General features: G+C 61.0%; 19 protein-coding genes. 7 read left to right on the top strand and 12 right to left on the bottom strand.

Annotated elements, in window-relative coordinates; all coding sequences use genetic code 11:
* The 4 genes from AC1D0Z_RS05315 to AC1D0Z_RS05300 all read right to left on the bottom strand — a co-directional run.
* Positions 1-461 (bottom strand): chemotaxis protein CheW (locus AC1D0Z_RS05315; protein ID WP_477657197.1); only part of this gene is annotated, 461 nt, incomplete at its 3' end.
* Positions 462-482: 21 nt separating this feature from the next.
* Positions 483-848, bottom strand: coding sequence for a response regulator transcription factor (locus AC1D0Z_RS05310; protein WP_477657196.1), 366 nt, complete (start codon positions 846-848; stop codon positions 483-485).
* On the bottom strand, positions 848-1246 hold the full coding sequence (locus AC1D0Z_RS05305) for a response regulator (RefSeq protein WP_457281039.1): 399 nt from the start codon (positions 1244-1246) through the stop codon (positions 848-850). The genes AC1D0Z_RS05310 and AC1D0Z_RS05305 overlap by 1 nt, the downstream gene beginning before the upstream one ends.
* Positions 1247-1319: 73 nt before the next feature.
* A complete protein-coding gene (locus AC1D0Z_RS05300) occupies positions 1320-1493 on the bottom strand; it encodes a rubredoxin (protein ID WP_092131853.1) in 174 nt (57 codons plus the stop codon).
* An 82-nt stretch (positions 1494-1575) separates the two neighbouring features.
* Between AC1D0Z_RS05300 and thiD the strand changes: the two genes are divergently transcribed.
* Positions 1576-2541, top strand: coding sequence for a bifunctional hydroxymethylpyrimidine kinase/phosphomethylpyrimidine kinase (thiD, locus tag AC1D0Z_RS05295; RefSeq protein WP_477657195.1), 966 nt, complete (start codon positions 1576-1578; stop codon positions 2539-2541).
* Entirely contained in the window at positions 2522-3862 is a 1341-nt protein-coding gene (gene hemL / locus AC1D0Z_RS05290; protein ID WP_477657194.1) for a glutamate-1-semialdehyde 2,1-aminomutase, read from the top strand. Before thiD ends, hemL begins: the two co-directional genes overlap by 20 nt.
* Positions 3863-4107: 245 nt before the next feature.
* Here hemL and purH read toward each other — a convergent pair whose 3' ends face one another.
* Genes purH through dusB form a run of 3 tightly spaced genes read right to left on the bottom strand, consistent with a single transcriptional unit; the run spans position 4108 to position 7071 of the window.
* Positions 4108-5691, bottom strand: a complete 1584-nt coding sequence (gene purH, locus AC1D0Z_RS05285) for a bifunctional phosphoribosylaminoimidazolecarboxamide formyltransferase/IMP cyclohydrolase (RefSeq protein ID WP_477657193.1) — start codon at positions 5689-5691, stop codon at positions 4108-4110.
* Between the two features lie 58 nt (positions 5692-5749).
* Complete coding sequence (locus tag AC1D0Z_RS05280; RefSeq protein ID WP_348047983.1) at positions 5750-5986, bottom strand: Fis family transcriptional regulator; 237 nt, start codon at positions 5984-5986, stop codon at positions 5750-5752.
* A complete protein-coding gene (dusB, locus tag AC1D0Z_RS05275) occupies positions 5983-7071 on the bottom strand; it encodes a tRNA dihydrouridine synthase DusB (RefSeq protein ID WP_477657192.1) in 1089 nt (362 codons plus the stop codon). The genes AC1D0Z_RS05280 and dusB overlap by 4 nt, the downstream gene beginning before the upstream one ends.
* Positions 7072-7214: 143 nt before the next feature.
* On the opposite strand from dusB, the gene AC1D0Z_RS05270 reads away from it, so the two are divergent.
* A complete protein-coding gene (locus AC1D0Z_RS05270) occupies positions 7215-7697 on the top strand; it encodes a YqaA family protein (protein ID WP_477657191.1) in 483 nt (160 codons plus the stop codon).
* Positions 7698-7711: 14 nt separating this feature from the next.
* Here AC1D0Z_RS05270 and AC1D0Z_RS05265 read toward each other — a convergent pair whose 3' ends face one another.
* The 3 genes from AC1D0Z_RS05265 to ychF all read right to left on the bottom strand — a co-directional run bounded on the left by AC1D0Z_RS05265 (position 7712) and on the right by ychF (position 10130).
* Complete coding sequence (locus AC1D0Z_RS05265; protein WP_477657190.1) at positions 7712-8449, bottom strand: rRNA pseudouridine synthase; 738 nt, start codon at positions 8447-8449, stop codon at positions 7712-7714.
* Positions 8450-8487: 38 nt separating this feature from the next.
* Positions 8488-8844, bottom strand: coding sequence for a RidA family protein (locus AC1D0Z_RS05260; protein WP_477657189.1), 357 nt, complete (start codon positions 8842-8844; stop codon positions 8488-8490).
* Between the two features lie 194 nt (positions 8845-9038).
* The gene (gene ychF / locus AC1D0Z_RS05255) at positions 9039-10130 is read right to left on the bottom strand and encodes a redox-regulated ATPase YchF (protein WP_477657188.1); all 1092 of its coding nucleotides are present in this window, start codon (positions 10128-10130) and stop codon (positions 9039-9041) included.
* A 109-nt stretch (positions 10131-10239) separates the two neighbouring features.
* Between ychF and AC1D0Z_RS05250 the strand changes: the two genes are divergently transcribed.
* A complete protein-coding gene (locus AC1D0Z_RS05250) occupies positions 10240-12045 on the top strand; it encodes a sensor domain-containing diguanylate cyclase (RefSeq protein WP_477657187.1) in 1806 nt (601 codons plus the stop codon).
* On the opposite strand, the gene AC1D0Z_RS05245 is transcribed toward AC1D0Z_RS05250, so the two are convergent.
* Entirely contained in the window at positions 12030-12941 is a 912-nt protein-coding gene (locus AC1D0Z_RS05245) for an MOSC domain-containing protein (protein WP_477657186.1), read from the bottom strand. The genes AC1D0Z_RS05250 and AC1D0Z_RS05245 overlap by 16 nt on opposite strands.
* A gap of 94 nt (positions 12942-13035) precedes the next feature.
* On the opposite strand from AC1D0Z_RS05245, the gene AC1D0Z_RS05240 reads away from it, so the two are divergent.
* The 3 genes from AC1D0Z_RS05240 (at position 13036) to AC1D0Z_RS05230 (ending at position 16873) form a co-directional block, all read left to right on the top strand.
* Positions 13036-14157, top strand: a complete 1122-nt coding sequence (locus AC1D0Z_RS05240; protein WP_477657185.1) for an FAD-dependent monooxygenase — start codon at positions 13036-13038, stop codon at positions 14155-14157.
* Positions 14158-14167: 10 nt separating this feature from the next.
* A complete protein-coding gene (locus AC1D0Z_RS05235; RefSeq protein WP_477657184.1) occupies positions 14168-14902 on the top strand; it encodes a DsbC family protein in 735 nt (244 codons plus the stop codon).
* A 162-nt stretch (positions 14903-15064) separates the two neighbouring features.
* On the top strand, positions 15065-16873 hold the full coding sequence (locus AC1D0Z_RS05230) for a M61 family metallopeptidase (RefSeq protein WP_477657183.1): 1809 nt from the start codon (positions 15065-15067) through the stop codon (positions 16871-16873).
* Between the two features lie 25 nt (positions 16874-16898).
* Here the strand turns inward: AC1D0Z_RS05230 and AC1D0Z_RS05225 are convergent, their stop codons facing one another.
* Positions 16899-17717 (bottom strand): enoyl-CoA hydratase-related protein, encoded by an 819-nt coding sequence (locus tag AC1D0Z_RS05225; protein WP_477657182.1) that lies wholly within the window; start codon positions 17715-17717, stop codon positions 16899-16901.
* Between the last annotated feature and the right edge of the window lie 89 nt (positions 17718-17806).

The following is a 17806-nucleotide window of genomic DNA, read 5'->3' as shown; positions in this document are numbered from 1 at the left end:
CCATTAAGGTCAACATACTGGTTGCCAAAGAAATCGGGCGCGTCGGGCGCTTTTTCGGAAAAATCGCTGAACGCTTCCTGATTGCGCAGCCCGGACAGCTTGTCAATCAGCAACGCACAGTTAACGTCCAGGGCACTGTTGAGCGCAACAAGCCTGGAATCCGTGCGTGCAAGTTCGTTTTTGGGGGGCGGCGCCTTCCCGCTCACATAACTCGCGAGGTCTACGACGCCAAACAAACCACCCCGCAGGTTGGCAACGCCGGCAAACCAGGCTTGCGTGTATGGAACAGGCTGCGTGCTGACCCAGGGGAAAATCTCACCGGACTGACTCAGGGGAAACAGGTATTTCTTGCCGCCAGCCTCAACGGCCAACCAGGACGCGGCAACACCTTGCGTCCGCGCAATCTGCAACCTGTCGGCCAGCCGGGTTTGTAGCTCTCTAAGTGCTTGTCTGTTCGCCATGCTTTGGTTTTACGCTGTAAATCAGCCAAGGGCCTTGATTTTGGCCATCAGCTCATCAGCGTCCACAGGCTTGGTGATGTAGTCGCGGGCCCCCTGCCGCATGCCCCAGACACGGTCGGTTTCCTGGTTTTTGCTGGTGCACATCATGATGGGGATGTCGGAATACAAGGGATCGCGCGTGATGGCACRCGTCAACTGGAACCCGTTTTGCCCCGGCATCACCACATCCATCAGGATCAGTTCGGGCTTGTCTTCCGCCAGGCGGCGAAATGCGTCTTCTGCATTTTCAGCAGTTTTGACCGTGAAACCATTTTTGACCAGCAAATCGGTCAGAAACATCAATTCGGTTTTGGAGTCGTCAACTACCAGTATTTTCTTGATTGCCATCACACTACTCCTTGTTTAGCGCTGCCGAGATCCTGCACGGTCTGCAGCAGCTGATCTTTTGTAAAAGGCTTGGTCAGGTAGTCCTGCGAACCCACCATACGACCCCGCGCCTTGTCGAAAACGCCGTCTTTGGAAGACAGCATCACGATCGGGACGCCTGCAAATTTTGCGTTGCGCTTGATAATCGCACACGTTTGATAGCCATCCAGGCGGGGCATCAAAATGTCGCAGAAGATCAGATTGGGCTCGTAGTCGTTGACCTTGGACAGGGCATCAAACCCGTCTTCAGCCAGCAATACTTCATGCCCCCCCTGCTTCAGGAATATCTCGGCGCTGCGCCGAATGGTGTTGCTGTCATCGATGACCAAAACCTTCAGTCCGGAACTGGGAATACTCACTGCCTATGCTCCTCATGTTGCAGGCTCTCGGCAAATGCCGTCCTGCGATTGTCCAGGCAAGTGCCTAAGACGCTTAAATCTGAACCATTTCAAAGTCTTCCTTGCGGGCTCCGCATTCGGGACAGGTCCAGTTCATGGGCACTTGCGCCCATGGCGTCCCGGCTGCAATCCCGTGTTCGGGCGCACCGGCAGCTTCGTCGTAAATCCACCCACAAATTAAACACATCCACGTCATTGATTGAGTCACAGCTTAAGTTGCCTTCGAATAGAATGCAACAATTGTATCGAGGCGGCGTTGCTTATTCGCGTACAAGGCAAAATCGCAGCCTATGGCAAACCCCACAAATCCTCAACTGGACAGCCGACAACTCCAAATCGAGGACACCGACGCATCCCCGGCCTGCGTCATGACATTCAACGCCAACGACCCCAGCGGAGCAGGCGGGCTGACTGCAGATATTGCATCAATCACCTCTGCCGGAGCCCACGCGCTGGCAGTTGTAACAGGCGCTTATGTCCGCGACACAGCGGAAATTTTCGACCACTTTCCATTCGACGAAGAGGCTGTAACCGACCAGGCCCGGTCAGCGCTGGAGGACATGGCGGTATCCGCCATCAAGGTTGGTTTTGTCGGCAGTCCCGAGAACATCAGCACCATCGCCGAGATCGCTTCGGACTATGCCGATGTGCCCTTGATTGCCTACATGCCCAACCTGTCCTGGTGGGAAGAAAGCGAAATCGACAGCTACCTCGACGCCTTTCGCGAGTTGATGTTGCCGCAAACCACAGTGTTGGTCGGCAACCACAGCAGCCTGTGGCGATGGCTTCTGCCGGACTGGTCCGGAGAGCGTAATCCCTCAGCCCGGGACATTGCAAAAGCCGCCGCCGACCTGGGTGTTCCCTATACGCTGGTCACCGGAATTCCCATGCCCGACCAGTTCATCGACAACGTGCTGGCCACGCCGCAAGCTGTGCTTTACAGCGAAAAATTCGAACGTTTCGAGGCGGTCTTTGCCGGGGCGGGGGATACGCTGTCTGCCGCCCTTTGCGCACTGCTGGCCAATGGCCACGACCTGCAGGCTGCAACCTCCGAAGCACTGACTTACCTGGACCACAGCCTGGACGCCGGGTTTCATCCCGGCATGGGCAATATCGTGCCGGACCGCCTGTTCTGGGCGCAGGCCGACGTCGATGAATCCGAAGACGAAGCGGCCGATACCGAGGCAGGTGACGATGCCGCCCTGGTTTTGAAGACTGAAATTGACCTGCCCCCCAATGGAACAACCAAACACTAAGCCCATAGCCAAGCCCGTTCCCGCGGGACTTTCCCCTAACGACGCGCTGTTCGAGCGGGCCAAAAAGCTGATCCCCGGCGGCGTCAACTCCCCGGTTCGGGCCTTCAAGGCGGTCGGCGGAACACCCCGGTTTATCCAGCGTGCCCGAGGTGCCTACTTCTGGGATGCGGACGGCCAGCGTTACATCGACTACATCGGCTCCTGGGGTCCCATGATCCTGGGCCACGGCCATCCGGCAGTGGTAGAAGCCGTGCAACAAGCCGTGCTGGAGGGTTTTTCCTACGGCGCACCGACCGAGCGTGAAGTCGAGCTCGCCGAAGAAATTGTGCGGCTGGTGCCTTCACTTGAGATGGTGCGTCTGGTGAGCTCCGGTACCGAGGCTGCCATGAGCGCGATCCGGCTGGCGCGCGGCGCCACTGGCCGCAGCAAGATCATCAAGTTCGAAGGTTGCTACCACGGCCATGCCGACGCGTTGCTGGTCAAGGCCGGCTCAGGCCTGGCTACTTTCGGCAACCCGACCAGTGCCGGCGTGCCGCCCGAAGTGGTGCAGCACACCCTGGTGCTCGAATACAACCACCTCGCCCAGCTTGAAGAAGCCTTCGCCCTGCACGGCAAGGACATCGCCTGCCTGATGATCGAGCCGATCGCCGGCAATATGAATTTCGTGCGAGCCAGCGTCCCCTTCATGAAGCGCTGCCGCGAGCTGTGCACGCAGCACGGTGCGCTGCTCGTGTTCGACGAGGTCATGACCGGCTTTCGCGTGGCCCTGGGAGGCGCGCAAAGCGTCTACGCCCGAAGCATTCCAGGTTTCAAGCCCGACATGACGGTCATGGGAAAGGTGATCGGCGGCGGCATGCCGCTGGCAGCTTTTGGCGGCACCCGCGCCGTGATGGAGCAGCTGGCGCCGCTGGGCCCGGTCTATCAGGCCGGCACCCTGTCTGGCAACCCGGTAGCCACGGCCTGCGGCCTGGCAACCTTGCGAGAAATCGCCAAGCCTGGGTTTTACGAGGCGTTGGGTGCCCGCACCCGTAGTCTGGTCACAGGCCTGACGCAAGCCGCCGGGAAGGCCGGCGTACCGTTTTGCGGCGACAGCGAAGGTGGCATGTTCGGCTTTTTCCTGCTCGGCCAGTTACCGCAGAACTACGCCACGGTCATGACGACCGACAGCCCGGCCTTCAACCGCTTCTTCCATGCCATGCTGGACAGCGGCGTCTACTACGCGCCGGCGCTATATGAAGCGGGATTTGTGAGTTCTGCGCATACAGACGCGGATATAGAGGCCACCGTGTCCGCAGCAGCGAAGTTCTTTGCTGCTGGCTGAAGCCGGCCTCACGCGGGCCATTTTTCTTGCCTGCTCGGGCTCCAGGCCAATGGGGACGTGCGCAAGCAGCTATCAAATCAATAGCAAGTATTTATTGTCGTGAGGGTTGCGGGCGCCGTGGCAGGTTCTTGCCCCGCCCTTGGTCCGCTCACAAGAACGGGGAAGAAGCACCTGCCGCTATCAATTTAATAGCTGCTTGCGCACGTCCCTATTGGGCTAAAGATCAAAAACCCCTAGAACGTGACTTAATGCCGGAAATGCCGCACCCCGGTCAGCACCATCACCACCTCGCGCTCGTCGGCTGCCGCGATCACCTCATCGTCCCGCATGCTGCCACCGGGCTGGATCACGCAGGTCGCGCCGGCATCCACCACCACGTCAAGCCCGTCGCGGAACGGGAAGAAGGCGTCGCTCGCCACAGCTGAGCCCTGCAGCGTCAGCCCGCCGTTGGCGGCCTTGATGGAGGCGATGCGCGCCGAATCGATGCGGCTCATCTGGCCGGCGCCAACGCCCAGGGTCATACCGTCCTTGCAGAAGATGATGGCGTTGGACTTGACGTACTTCGCGACCTTCCAGGCAAACAGCATGTCGTGCAGCTGCTCCTGCGTGGGTTGCAGCTTGCTGACGACTTTCAGGTCACCAATGGCCAACTCGTGGTTGTCGGCAGTCTGCATCAGCAAGCCAGAACCAACGCGCTTGACGTCCATCAGGTTGCGCCCCTGCTTCCAGGCCGTGTCGCCGCCGGACGGCAGGTCGATCTGCAAAATCCGGACGTTGACCTTGGTCTTGAACACTTCCAGCGCTTCGGGTGTGAAGGCGGGCGCCATCAACACCTCAACAAACTGCTTGGAAATTTGCTGCGCGGCGCGTTCGTCCAGCGGGCAATTGAGGGCGATGATGCCGCCGAAGGCCGAGGTCGGATCGGTCTTGAACGCCTTGCTATAAGCCTCCAGGCCGTCCTTGCCTACCGCCACGCCGCAGGGGTTGGCATGCTTGACGATCACGCAGGCGGCGCCGTCCTTGATGAGGTCGAAGCTCTTGACGCATTCCCAGGCGGCGTCGGCGTCGGCAATGTTGTTGTACGAGAGCTCTTTGCCCTGGAGTTGTTTGGCTGTCACCAGCGAACCGGGGGCGGGATACAAGTCGCGGTACAGCGCAGCTTGCTGGTGCGAGTTTTCGCCGTAGCGCAGGTCCTGCACTTTCACGAAACGCCCGTTGGCCTGGCCGGGGAACATGCCGTGGCTGCCGTCGGCCTGGATGCCGGAGAGGTAGTCGCTGATCGCACCGTCGTACTGGCTGATGCGGTTGAATGCCGCCACCGACAAGGCGAACTTGGTCTTGTCAGTCAGCTTGCCGCCGACTTTCAGCTCATCCAGCACATCCGCGTACTGCGACGCATCAGTCAGCACACCCACGTCTTTCCAGTTCTTGGCCGCGGAGCGCACCATGGCCGGGCCGCCGATGTCGATGTTCTCGATCGCGTCTTCCAGCGTACAGCCAGGCTTGGCAACGGTGGATTCAAAGGGATACAGATTGACCACCAGCAGATCGATGGTGTCAATGCCGTGGGTTTTCAGTGCGGCTACATGCTCGGGCACGTCGCGCCGGGCCAGCAGGCCGCCGTGAATCTTCGGGTGCAGCGTCTTGACACGGCCGTCGAGCATTTCCGGGAAGCCGGTGTGATCGGCGACTTCGGTCACCGGCAGGCCGGCGTCGGCCAGCAGCTTGGCGGTGCCGCCCGTGGACAGCAGCTTGATGCCCAGGGCATGCAGCGCCTGCGCGAATTCGAGGATGCCGGTTTTGTCCGAAACGGATATCAGTGCGTTCATTTTTGTCTTCTCTAAAGGAGGATGGCCGGCGAAAGGACCGGGCCATGGGAGCGTGTTTTTATTTGATGAGCTTGTGCTCAACCAGCTTCTTGCGCAGGGTGTTGCGGTTCAGGCCCAGCCATTCGGCGGCGCGCGACTGGTTTTGCTCGGCATGTTGCATGACGACTTCCAGCAGCGGTTTTTCCACCACCTTGACCATCATCTCGTACATGCCGTCGGGCTCGGTGCCACGCAGGTCCTTGAAATAGCCTTCCAGGCTGGTGCGTACGCACTCTTCGATGTGTTTTTTGCTCATGCAGCGGCTTCTTCCTGATTTTCCTGATTTTTATCTTTGTTCGCCCGTGCCAGTGCAGGCACGCCCTCGGCTTCACCCTCGGCGGCAGCGGCCGGAATCCGGTCCATCTGCGCTCCCAGTTCCTCAAAAAAAACGCTCACCGCCTTCAGTTGCGCTTCGCAGTCTTCCAGCAGGTTCATCTGCGCCCGAAACGCTTCGCCGCCAGGCAAGGTCTTCACATACCAGCCGATATGTTTGCGCGCCGTGCGCACGCCGGTGTATTCACCGTACAAATCGTAATGGTCGTGCAGATGGTCCAGCAACAGGCGTTCAACCTCGGCCACCAGCGGCGGCGCAAGATGCGTGCCGCTTGAAAGGAAATGCGAAATCTCGCGAAAAATCCAGGGTCGCCCCTGCGCTGCGCGGCCGATCATCACGGCATCAGCACCGGTACAGGCTAGAACATCACGTGCTTTTTCAGGGCTGGTGATGTCGCCATTGGCCACCACTGGAATGCGCAGCGCGGCTTTCACGGCGGCAATCGTGTCGTATTCGGCATGCCCTTTGTAGCCCTGCTCGCGCGTGCGGCCGTGCACGGTGATCATCTGCACGCCGGCGCTTTCGGCGGCGCGGGCAATCGCCAGGGCGTTCTTTTCAGCCTGGCACCAGCCGGTGCGCATCTTGAGCGTGACCGGCACGCCGTGCGGCGCGCAGGCCGCGACCACGGCCTCCACGATCTGCAGCGCCAGGGGCTCGTCCTGCATCAACGCAGAGCCGGCCCATTTGTTGCAGACCTTCTTGGCCGGGCAGCCCATGTTGATGTCGATGATCTGGGCGCCGCGGTCGATGTTGTAGGCGGCGGCCTCGGCCATCATCTGCGCGTCGGTGCCGGCGATCTGCACAGCGATCGGCGCGACCTCACCCTCATGGTTGGCGCGGCGAGAGGTCTTCAGCGTGTTCCACAGGTCGCGGCGAGAGGTCACCATCTCGCTGACGGCATACCCTGCGCCCAGCCTCCTGCTCAGCTGGCGGAAAGGCCTGTCCGTGACACCGGCCATAGGCGCGACAAACAGGTTGTTTGCCAAAGCGTAGGGGCCGATGTTCATGGGAGGTGAGCGCTGCGAGGTTGCTGAAAAAGGAGGCACGATTGTACCTGCCCAAAATTTCAGCAATTGAAATTTGCACACGGAGTTGTAAGAGTCTTGCTGACACGGCATTCCGCAGGTGTTGCCTATACTCAAATAGATATATGCCAGCCTGGATTCAACACCTGATCGAAATTTTGGCCCTGCCCGAGTATGGGCTGAGTACGGTGTTTGTGGTCTCCTTCATCTCGGCCACGCTGCTACCGCTAGGCTCGGAACCCGTGGTCTTTGGCCTCGTCAAGCTTAACCCCGCGATGTTCTGGCCCGCTGTGCTGGTCGCCACGGCAGGCAACACATTGGGCGGCGCGCTGGACTGGTGGATGGGCTACGGCGCCCACAAGGTTGTCGATAAATACCAGCATTCATCACACCATGGCCGTGCCGTCCGCTGGCTGGAAAAGCTCGGCCCCAAAGCCTGCCTGCTGGCCTGGCTCCCGGTGGTTGGAGATCCGCTGTGCGCAGTGGCCGGCTGGCTCAAGTTTCCGTTCTGGCCTTGCCTGGCCTACATGGCCATTGGCAAGTTTTTACGCTATTTCATGATGACGGGCAGCCTCATCTGGGCATTTCCCGGCGTGGTAACCGGATAGGCAGGCAAGAAGGATCAGAAGCGCTCGTGCGGCAGCAAGTAGCGCCATTGACCGGGTTGCAACTGGCTCATCGCCACGCGGCCGATACGCAGCCGTTTCATGCCTTGCACCTGAAGGCCGACGCTCTCGCACATGTACGCAATCTGACCCGGGACTTCACCCTTGAGGGCAAAGCGCAAGCGCTTTTCACTTTGCCAGCTCACCTTGGCAGCCGGCAGCAAAACACCCTTGAAAGTAAACCCGTGGTCCACGCGATTCAACCGCTCCAGCCCGCCGGGTTTGATGTCGCCGCTGACTTCGACGATCACTTCATGCTCCATCACGCGTGCATCTTCGCGCAGCTTGCGCACCACGCGCCAGTCCTGCGTCAGCACGACCAGCCCGCTGGCCGGTCTTGCCAGTGGTGTCACCAGCTCCGCCGTGGAGAAATGCTTCTTGAGCGGCCGGATGCCGGAACGGTCATCGGGTGACTTCGTAGCGGCCGAGAGCAATCGCGCCGTCTGCTCCGCTCCGCCTTCAAGATGCGCTTCCAGGCCGGCCGGCTTGTGGAGCAGCAAGGTCACCGGCGCCATCGCCAGCAAGCTGGCATCCTTGTCCAGCACGATGGCTTGGTCCGACACACGGAACTGGGGCTCTTCAACGGTCTCGCCGTCAACGGTCACCCAACCACCTTCGATGTACTGCTCAGCCTCGCGGCGTGAACAGGCCAGCATTTCAGCCAGGCGTTTGGCAAGGCGAACGGGCTCTGTCATTGCAGCGGACCTGTCGGCAGCTCGGGGGTCGGCAGAGATCAGCCTTGCGCCGCTACCACGCCGATTTCCACTTCGTATTTGGCCGCTGCCAGGCGCGGGCTCATGACCGTGGCGCGCGCTGGCGTGGCACCCGGCACCACCCAGGCTTCCCAGGCACGGTTCATTTCGGCGAAGCTGTCCATGTCGGTCAGCCAGATGGTGGCGCTCAAAAGGCGCGATTTGTCGCTGCCGGCGGCGGCCAGCAGGCGGTCTATCTTGCCCAGGATACTGTGGGTCTGTTCGTACACGCCCGGACCGGCGTCGTCGCCCGCCACCTGGCCGGCCAGGTAAACGGTCTGGTTGTGAATGACGGCCTGTGACATGCGTGGACCGGTTTCGATGCGCTGGATAGACATGTGTTTTCCTTGGAGTAGTTGTTAACGGTGTCGGCCTTTTTGAAAGCCGACGAATGGGCATAACCATCAGAGGCGAAGTTCAGGGACCGCTGCGTCCCGGCGGCAATGCAGGCCATCGTTTCGGGATTGTGGCGCGGCCTGCACCAGGTCCCTGGCATGATCCCTCCAGCCTGCCCGGCCCAGGCGGCAGTGCCTCAGCTGCTGAACAGGAAGTTCATCACATCACCATCCTTGACGACGTATTCCTTGCCTTCACTGCGCATCTTGCCCGCATCCTTGGCGCCCTGCTCACCCTGATAGGTGATGAAGTCTGCAAACGCAATGGTCTGGGCACGGATATAGCCCTTTTCGAAGTCGGTGTGAATCACGCCCGCGGCTTGCGGGCCTGTGTCGCCCACGTGGATGGTCCAGGCGCGTACTTCCTTCACGCCCGCAGTGAAGTAAGTCTGCAGGCCCAGCAGCTTGTACGCGGCCAGGATCAGGCGGTTGAGCCCCGGCTCGTCCTGGCCAATCTCGGCGAGGAACATTTTTTTGTCCTCTTCCTCCATGTCGGCCATTTCGGCTTCCATCTTGGCGCAGATCGCGACCACCGGTGCCTTCTGGGCTTCAGCGTAGGCTTTCAGGCGGTCCAGCAAAGGGTTGTTGACAAAGCCGTCTTCAGCCACGTTGGCAACAAACATTGCGGGCTTTGCGGTAATCAGGAAAAACTGCGTGAGCAGCGGCAGTTCTTCCTTGCTGAAGTCCACCGTGCGCACCGGTTTACCTTCATTGAGCGCAGCCTGGCATTTCTCCAAGATTGCAACCAGCTTGACGGATTCCTTGTCGCCAGAGCGTGCGGTCTTGGTCACGCGATGCAGGGCTTTTTCAACCGCAGCCAGGTCGGCAAGGCACAGTTCGGTCTGGATGACTTCAATGTCGGAAATCGGGTCCACCTTGCCGGCAACGTGGATCACGTTGTCGTCTTCAAAGCAGCGCACCACATTAACCGTGGCGTCGGTTTCGCGGATGTGGGCCAGGAACTTGTTGCCCAGGCCCTCACCCGTGCTGGCTCCCGCCACCAGGCCTGCAATGTCCACAAATTCGACAATTGCCGGAACTATGCGTTCAGGCTTGACGATTTCAGCCAATTGCGCCAACCTCGGGTCGGGCACTTCCACGATGCCGACATTGGGCTCAATGGTGCAAAACGGATAGTTTTCAGCCGCGATCCCCGCTTTGGTCAACGCATTGAAAAGGGTGGATTTACCGACGTTAGGCAAGCCTACAATGCCGCACTTCAAACTCATGACAAACCTTCAAAAACAGGCTGAGAAGTGTATTCGATGCGCGCCCGGCCGGGGATGGAACGCTTTGCGGCAGGGATTCGCCACCTTTTTGCTCGCAGGTTTTTTGGGCGTGCTGACACAGGGCGTGCATGCCCAAGCCGTCGTGGCTTTAAGCGACACCGTGCCGAGCCTGGACCTGGCGTCCGAGGGCCTGGCATGGGTTGACAGCGACGGCAGGACCGGTATCGACCAGTTGGCGGGGGGGCGCCCCGGGGCCCTGTTCGTTCCCCCAGACACCCACATGGTGTATTCGCTCGGCCCGCACGCGGCGCTGTGGCTGCACTACCGTTTTGCCAGATCGTCCGGGTCACGCGCTGACTGGCTGCTCGAGTTTCCCCTACCCCTGCTGGACCTGGCCACGGTCTACCAGCGCACGCCGTCGGGAGGATGGACTTCAGAAACCGCCGGAGATACCGTGGCAGTTCCCAGTTGGCCCGAACCCGGCCGTTACGGCACTTTCCGCCTGAACCTGCCGGACACCGGCGTGCACGACGTGTATGTACGCATACAGCATCAGACGGACGTCAGCATTCCGGTCAGGGTCAGCACACGCGGTAGCCTGGCCCAGCGGCTTCAGCTGGAATATCTTGCGATCGGCATCGTATTTGGTGCATTGGCGCTGCTGATCATTGCCTGCGCGGTCCAGAGCTGGATCTACCGTGACAGGGCCTATGGCTGGTACTCCCTGTACGCGGTCATCATGGCCTTCGTCGTGGCGGCGTGGACAGGGGTGGCGGGTCACTTCCTCTGGGGCAACTTCAGCACCTGGAACAACATGGCGCAGGGCTTTCTGGCCATCCTCGGCGGCGGCTCGGCGCTACTGGTGGTGCATTACCTCTGCGGCACCGGTTCACGCCACAAGTGGTTTGAGCGGCTTGCCTACTGGACCGGTATGGCCGGGGTGCCGCTGGCACTGCTCTATTTCGTCCTGGAGCGCCGCCTGGGCGTGGGCCTTCTCGGCCTTTACCTGGTGCTCGTTGTTGCGCTGGGAACAAGCCGGGCCTACATGACGTGGCGGCGTCAGGATGTCGTGGGTTTCTGGGTACTGGCCGCCTTTTCTCCGCTGGGGCTGGTCACGCTCCTTACCGTGACCAGCATCCTTGGCCTGTTTACGGCACAGTGGCTGTCCCACTACGGCCTGATGGCGGCACTGACCATTGAGGTGCCACTGCTGCTGATGGCGCTGAACACGCGCTCCCACGAACGCCATGCGGTAGAGGCCCGCGAACAGGCCATGTCCAGCCAGGACGCCCTCACCGGCCTGCTTGCTGCGCACCTCTTCCACGACCGCTTCAAGCAAGTGGTGGGCCGGGCCCAGCGCTACAAGGAACCGGCTGCCGTGGTGTACATCGAGCTGGTCAACTACCGGTATATCAAAAAAACCTGGGGCACAGCAGTGGCTGAGCAAAGCCTGCTGCGAAGCGTGATAAAGCTGCGCCGGATCCTGCGCGACGTCAACACGGTGGGGCGCATCGACGAGGCGCGCTTTGGCCTCATTCTTGAAGGTGTTGCATCACGACCACCCGTTACCGATCTCGCGGCGCGTCTGATCGCGGCCGGCCTCATGCCGCTCAAGGGTCTCAAACCAGAGGTCGTTCTGCAATTCCATGTTGCGGGCGTGGTGCTGAGTGAACGCCTTGGCAGCCACGAAGAAATTTCCGCGGCCCTGGCCGACCTGCTGCACAGCATGGCGGCACGCACCCGCAGGCCTATCCGCTTTCTCGAGCCTGAGTCCACGCGCCCCATGCCGTTGGACACCGAATCGGCACTGGACAGTCTTTCCAGCGGCCCCCAGGCGCCACAGGCGCTTCACCCCTTCACGGCCGCGCATGCTCCTGCGCCGCTGCGGGCTGTCAAAAGTCATTCAAACCGATAGCTCGCACCCACCGGCTGGCCCACCTTCAATTGGTGGTCAATACCCGCAAGCACGATGGCATTCATCCCAAACGTCAACGCACCGTTCACCCGCGCGTCCTGGCGATAGGTTTGAAGCATGTCGCCCACTTCCGGGCTGCTGGCAGCTGTCACCGGATCGATGTTTGGGATCGGGCAGCGCGGACACGGCTTGACGGGCTTGAGGTGGACCACGCCTTGCGCCGTGGCGACCTGAAGGAGGTCAACGCGGTCCTCGTCGTGCGGCACCAGGGCATCCGCGCCAGAGGCATCGCCCAGCACAATGTTGGGCCGAAAACGTTCCATGCCCACCGCAGGAGTACCGGCGGCCACCAGCTTTTTGTTGAAATTTTCCAACGAAGCCTCGCTGAGCACCAGCAGCGGATAACCATCGCTGAACTGGTTAAGCGCTTCTACATCTCCCGTCCATTGGGGACTGCAAACCCGCTTGTGCTCCGGGTCAAACCGCACCATGCGCGCAGTCTGGCCCAGGAAGTCGGTAAACCACTGGGCCGCGATGGCGCCCATGTCATAGGCCTGAACCTCGTCCTTCCAGACGCGCACGCGAACCGGTTCCTCGACCTGGTCCAGTGCGATGTGAAGGGCCAGCATGCCGGGCGCGCGCAGCACCATGTCATGGTGCCTGAGCTGGGGCCGGATCAATGCCATGCGCGGCAGTTCACGCTGGGTAAGAAACTCGCCCTTGCCGTCCACCACCATCCAGGCACGGTCAAATTCAAGCCCGGTTTCAGTCAGCAGGGCATCCTGCACCTGCACGCCGGCACAGGATTTCACCGGATAGACATAAAGGCGTGAAATCACGGCCCTGAGATCTGAAGGCGCGTCGGCCGGCAATGTTTCGTTCAATGGATCGCTCACTTTTCAAGCCTTCAGGTTTAGATGCACGGCCAGAAACCGCGCAGTAATTGTTTGCCCCAAAACGTCAATTTTGCCCTGCCTCCTAAAATGGGCCATGTCCAAGACTTTTGATGTGTGTATTCGCGGCGATGGCGTGGTGGGCCGCACGCTGGCCCTGCTGCTGGCGCGCGAGCGCCTTCGCGTGGCCCTTGTCATCCGGCCTGAAAGGTTGCCGGGGATGCCAGCCGTTCCCGATGTGCGCGCCTACGCCCTCAATAGCGCATCGCGTGGCGTCCTGGAAACACTGCGCGCCTGGCCTGATGCGGCCTTTGCCACGCCAGTGGCTGAAATGCAGGTTTGGGGGGATGACGGCGGCAAGCTGGACTTCACGGCACGCAGCGTCGGCCAGGAAGCGCTGGCCTGGATTGTGGACGTCCCGGCGCTGGAGCAACAGTTGAGCCAGGCGGTTCGCTACCAGCCGCAGATTGAATCAGTGAGTACACCCGCCAAGGCCGCGCTCACTGTGATCTGCGAAGGCCAGAAAAGCGCCAGCCGTGATGAGTTTGCTCAAATCCGGCCAGTCAACTGGACCGTCAAACCCTATCCGCAAAAAGCCATCGCGGCACGGCTTGAACTCGACATACCCCATGGCGGCATCGCCCGCCAGTGGTTTGCCAATGGCGACATCCTGGCTCTTTTGCCTTTATCGGGTGCCAACGGGAACTTGGCGGCGCTGGTGTGGTCTGTCTCTGTACACCGTGCCGCCATTCTCGAAAAAATGCCCCCCGAAGAATTTTGTAACACCCTCAAAGCCGTCTGCGGCCAGGAAACCGGAAGCCTGCGCCTGACCAGCGAACGGGCAAGCTGGCAGCTTTCCCTGTCCAGCGCCGGACACTGGGTAGGCCCCGGCTGGGCCCTGGCAGGGGATGCAGCGCATACGGTGCATCCGTTGGCCGGTCAGGGCTTGAACCTGGGCCTGGCCGACGCGGCCTGCCTGGCCGAGGTCATTTCGCAACGTGAATACTGGCGCGAACTGGGCGATGAAAAACTGTTGCGGCGCTACGAAAGAGCCCGCAAGGCTGACGTGGCAGCCATGGGCGCGGTAACCGATGGTTTGCACGGAATTTTTGCGCAGACCGACGGACGCTGGCAGGCTCTGCGCAATTGGGGCATGAAGGGGTTTGAGCGCAGTGGTTTCCTTAAAAACTGGCTGACGCGGCAGGCTGCGGGCTTATAGCGGAACACTGATGAGATTTTTGAAATCAATCGCCCTGCTCAGCCTGATCGGCGGGCTCGGCCTTCTGGCGTATACCCTGATGCCGTCATCGGCGCATGATGCCGTCATTCGCAAAAATCTGGCCGAAAGAATGCCCCCGTTCTCCGAGATCGACGAAGTGACCAAAACACCGATGAACGGACTCTATGAAGTCCGTATTGGTTTTGATATCTTTTACACCGACGAGCAGGGCAACTTCCTGATCGAAGGCCATCTTCTGGATGTGAAGAACCGACGCAACCTGACGGAAGAGCGCGTCGAAAAACTCACGGCGGTCGATTTCGACAAACTGCCCACAGACGACGCCATCAAAATCGTGCGTGGCGACGGGCAGCGCAAGCTGGCCGTCTTTGAAGATCCCAACTGCGGTTACTGCAAACATTTCGAGCGTGAACTCGCCGAGGTCGACAATGTGACCGTCTATCTATTCTTGTACCCCGTACTGGGGCCCGACTCGATCATGAAGTCGCGCAACATCTGGTGCGCCAAAGACCAGGCCAAGGCCTGGAACAACTGGATACTGCGCAACAAAACACCTGCGACTACCGAATGCGATATCGCGGCCCTCAAGCGCAACCGCGAGTATGGGCAGAAGTACAACATCACCGGAACACCCACCCTGCTCTTCGTCAATGGCAAGCGGGCGCCCGGCGCCGTGGACGCGGAGGAAGTTGAAAAACTGCTGGCCGAGGCCAAAGCGCCTTGAGCGCGCCAGAGTTCTTAAGCAATTAATTGCCCGATCCCATGTAGTACGTGGATTAGTAGCTCCTTTTTTAATAGCAAGCACACTTCATCCGTCAAGGCCATACTGCCGGCCCGATCTGCCCCCCTGCAAGCCGCTGCTGACCTGGGGTATTCTGTCTGCAAGATGCCAGGCACCCTCAAAAATCCCCCCGCTCCCCTTCACTACCGCGTCGAAACAGGCAACCTGCACGCCCATCTCTTTCGCGTGACCCTCACGATCGCACAACCCGAAGCCCTGCAACGGGTGTCGCTCCCGGTGTGGATCCCCGGCAGCTATCTGGTCCGGGAATTCTCCAAGAACCTCCAGAACCTCGAAGCCCGCCAGACGGGCCGAACGCCCCTCCACGCAGAGCAGCTTGACAAATGCACCTGGCAGGTTCAATGCTCGCCCACCAAACCGCTGGTGCTGCGCTATGAGGTGTACGCCTGCGACAACTCCGTTCGCAGCGCCTGGCTGGACGGCCGCCGCGGTTTTTTCAATGGCACCAGCCTGTGCCTGAAAGTGCACGGCCAGGAGAAAACCGTGCACGTGCTGGAAATCCCTGCGCCGCAAGCCGTCAAGGGCTGGTCACTGGCCACCGGCCTTACGCCGCGAGCAATCAACAAGCATGGGTTTGGTACCTACCAGGCGGGCGATTACGACGAGTTGGTGGACTGCCCCGTGGAGATGGGTACTTTCTGGAGCGGCACCTTCACAGCCCGAGGTGTACCGCACCGGCTGGTGGTGGCCGGCGCCGCCGCCAGCTTCGACGGCGCCAGGTTGCTGGCGGACACCCAGAAGATTTGCGAGACGGAAATCCGCTTCTGGCACGGAACCAAAAAACCGCCCTTCCGGAACTACCTGTTCATGCTCAATGCGGTGGACGATGGCTATGGCGGCCTGGAGCACCGGAACTCGACCGCGCTGATCTGCAACCGCAAGGACTTGCCGCGCCTGGGAGAATCCCGCACCGCAGAGGGCTACACCACGCTGCGCGGTCTTATCAGCCATGAGTACTTCCACACCTGGAACGTCAAACAGTTGCGCCCTGCCGAATTTGAAAGTTACGACTACAGCGGCGAGAACTACAGCAGCTTGCTCTGGTTTTTTGAGGGCTTCACCAGCTACTACGACGACCTGTTGCTGCGCCGGGCAGGCCTGCTCGACAACGCAGGCTACCTGAAGCTGCTCAACAAAACCATCAACCAGGTCATGCAGGCGCCCGGCCGACTGGTTCAGTCCGTCGCCCAGGCCAGTTTCGATGCCTGGGTGAAGTACTACCGGCAGGACGAAAACACGCCCAATGCCACGGTGAGCTACTACACCAAGGGCGCGTTGGTGGCGCTGTGCTTTGACCTGACGCTTCGGGCGGAAGGCGGCGCCGCCAGGGGCGCGACACTGGACAACGTGATGCGCGCGCTCTGGCTGCGCTGTAAAGCCGGCCCGATGCGCGAGGCGGATTTTGCCAAGGAGCTTGAGGCAGCAGGGCATCGTCCGTTTGCCGCCGAACTGGCCCAATGGGTGCACGGGCGCGAAGAGCTGCCGCTCAAGGCCCTGCTGGAACAGCATGGCGTCTCAGTCGTTGAAGAGCCGGCGCAGCTGGCCCAGCGGCTCGGCTTGCGCGCCACCGAAAACCTGGGCGTGGTGCAGGTCAAGACTGTGCTCCGCGGCGGCGCCGCCGAGCGCGCCGGTTTTGCGGCAGGAGATGAGTGGCTGGGCGTGGAACCCATTAACAGCAGGACCGGAGCGCGGCGGGTGGAAGGCGGCTGGCGCATAAGCCGGCTCGATGACCTGCCGCACTATGCGGGCACGGCCAAAAAAGTCATTGCCCTGGTAGCGCGCGACAAACGCCTGCTGCGGCTGGAACTGTCCATGCCGCCTGCGTTAACCACCTGGCGCCTGGCGGTGCGGGACGCCACGCTGATGGACCAATGGCTCGGCCAGAAAAGCTGACCCGCCGGCTCGCCTCCACGGAAAATTATTCGCCCCTGAATACGGCGGGACGCTTTTCAAGAAAGGCCGTCACGCCTTCCATGTAATCGTGGCTGCGCCCCAGAGCCGCCTGCATGTCGCGTTCCGCATCAAGTTGCTGGTGCAGTGTTCGCGTAACGCCCTCACGCATCAGCTGGCGCGTGCCCACCAGCGCCAGGGTCGGCAGACTGGCCAGCCGCTGTGCGAGGATGAGGGCGGCCGCCACGGCGTCATCCGCCACCTGCCAGATGAGGCCCCACTCCAGCGCCTGCACCGCCGGAAGTTTGTCCCCCGTCAGTGCCAGCCCCATGGCGCGCGCCAACCCCAGCTTTTGCACCAGCAGCCAGCTGCTGCCCGCATCAGGCACCAATCCGATCTTGCTGAATGCCTGGATAAAACTGGCGCCCGGAGCGGCCACCGCCATGTCGCACGTCATGGCCAGCGACGCGCCGGCACCTGCGGCCACGCCGTTGACAGCTGCCACCGTCGGCATGCGCAGCCCCAGCAATTTGCGGGCCGTAGGGTTGAAGGCCTGGTCAATGACGGGACCTGGATTGGCCCGCTCAACCAGGTTGGGGCCGGGCGCGAAATCGAATTCGGACAGATCGGCACCGGCGCAGAACCCACGGCCGGCACCCGTGATGACCAGCGCGCGAATGTGCGGATCAGCCTCCGCCTTGTCCAGGGCGGCCCACAAATCCCGGTGCATCTGACGGGTAAAGCTGTTCAGGGCGTGCGGACGGTTCAATGTGACGATACCTATGGCGCCCTCGGTGGCATACAGCACGGTGGAATCGGGAATGGCTCCGGAATGGGAAGCGGTCATGAACGGTCTCCTGTTTCCTGAATCTAGCATTGCAGCAGGCTGCTGAGAGCGGTGAGCCCGTGGCATCATTGCCGGACGCATTTCCAGCC

Source organism: Polaromonas sp. P1_E3 (assembly GCF_056405935.1).
The sequence above is the reverse complement of the archived record's forward strand: the minus strand, read 5'-3'. Positions and strand labels throughout refer to the sequence as shown.

Coding starts and splice junctions, on each gene's coding strand:
- AC1D0Z_RS05280 (WP_348047983.1), bottom strand. CDS start 5,986: ATGAGCAAAAAACACATCGAAGAGTGCGTACGCACCAGCCTGGAAGGC.
- purH (WP_477657193.1), bottom strand. CDS start 5,691: ATGAACGCACTGATATCCGTTTCGGACAAAACCGGCATCCTCGAATTC.
- ychF (WP_477657188.1), bottom strand. CDS start 10,130: ATGAGTTTGAAGTGCGGCATTGTAGGCTTGCCTAACGTCGGTAAATCC.
- thiD (WP_477657195.1), top strand. CDS start 1,576: ATGGCAAACCCCACAAATCCTCAACTGGACAGCCGACAACTCCAAATC.
- AC1D0Z_RS05225 (WP_477657182.1), bottom strand. CDS start 17,717: ATGACCGCTTCCCATTCCGGAGCCATTCCCGATTCCACCGTGCTGTAT.
- AC1D0Z_RS05230 (WP_477657183.1), top strand. CDS start 15,065: ATGCCAGGCACCCTCAAAAATCCCCCCGCTCCCCTTCACTACCGCGTC.
- AC1D0Z_RS05260 (WP_477657189.1), bottom strand. CDS start 8,844: ATGTCTATCCAGCGCATCGAAACCGGTCCACGCATGTCACAGGCCGTC.
- AC1D0Z_RS05235 (WP_477657184.1), top strand. CDS start 14,168: ATGAGATTTTTGAAATCAATCGCCCTGCTCAGCCTGATCGGCGGGCTC.
- AC1D0Z_RS05240 (WP_477657185.1), top strand. CDS start 13,036: ATGTCCAAGACTTTTGATGTGTGTATTCGCGGCGATGGCGTGGTGGGC.
- dusB (WP_477657192.1), bottom strand. CDS start 7,071: ATGAACATCGGCCCCTACGCTTTGGCAAACAACCTGTTTGTCGCGCCT.
- AC1D0Z_RS05265 (WP_477657190.1), bottom strand. CDS start 8,449: ATGACAGAGCCCGTTCGCCTTGCCAAACGCCTGGCTGAAATGCTGGCC.
- hemL (WP_477657194.1), top strand. CDS start 2,522: ATGGAACAACCAAACACTAAGCCCATAGCCAAGCCCGTTCCCGCGGGA.
- AC1D0Z_RS05270 (WP_477657191.1), top strand. CDS start 7,215: ATGCCAGCCTGGATTCAACACCTGATCGAAATTTTGGCCCTGCCCGAG.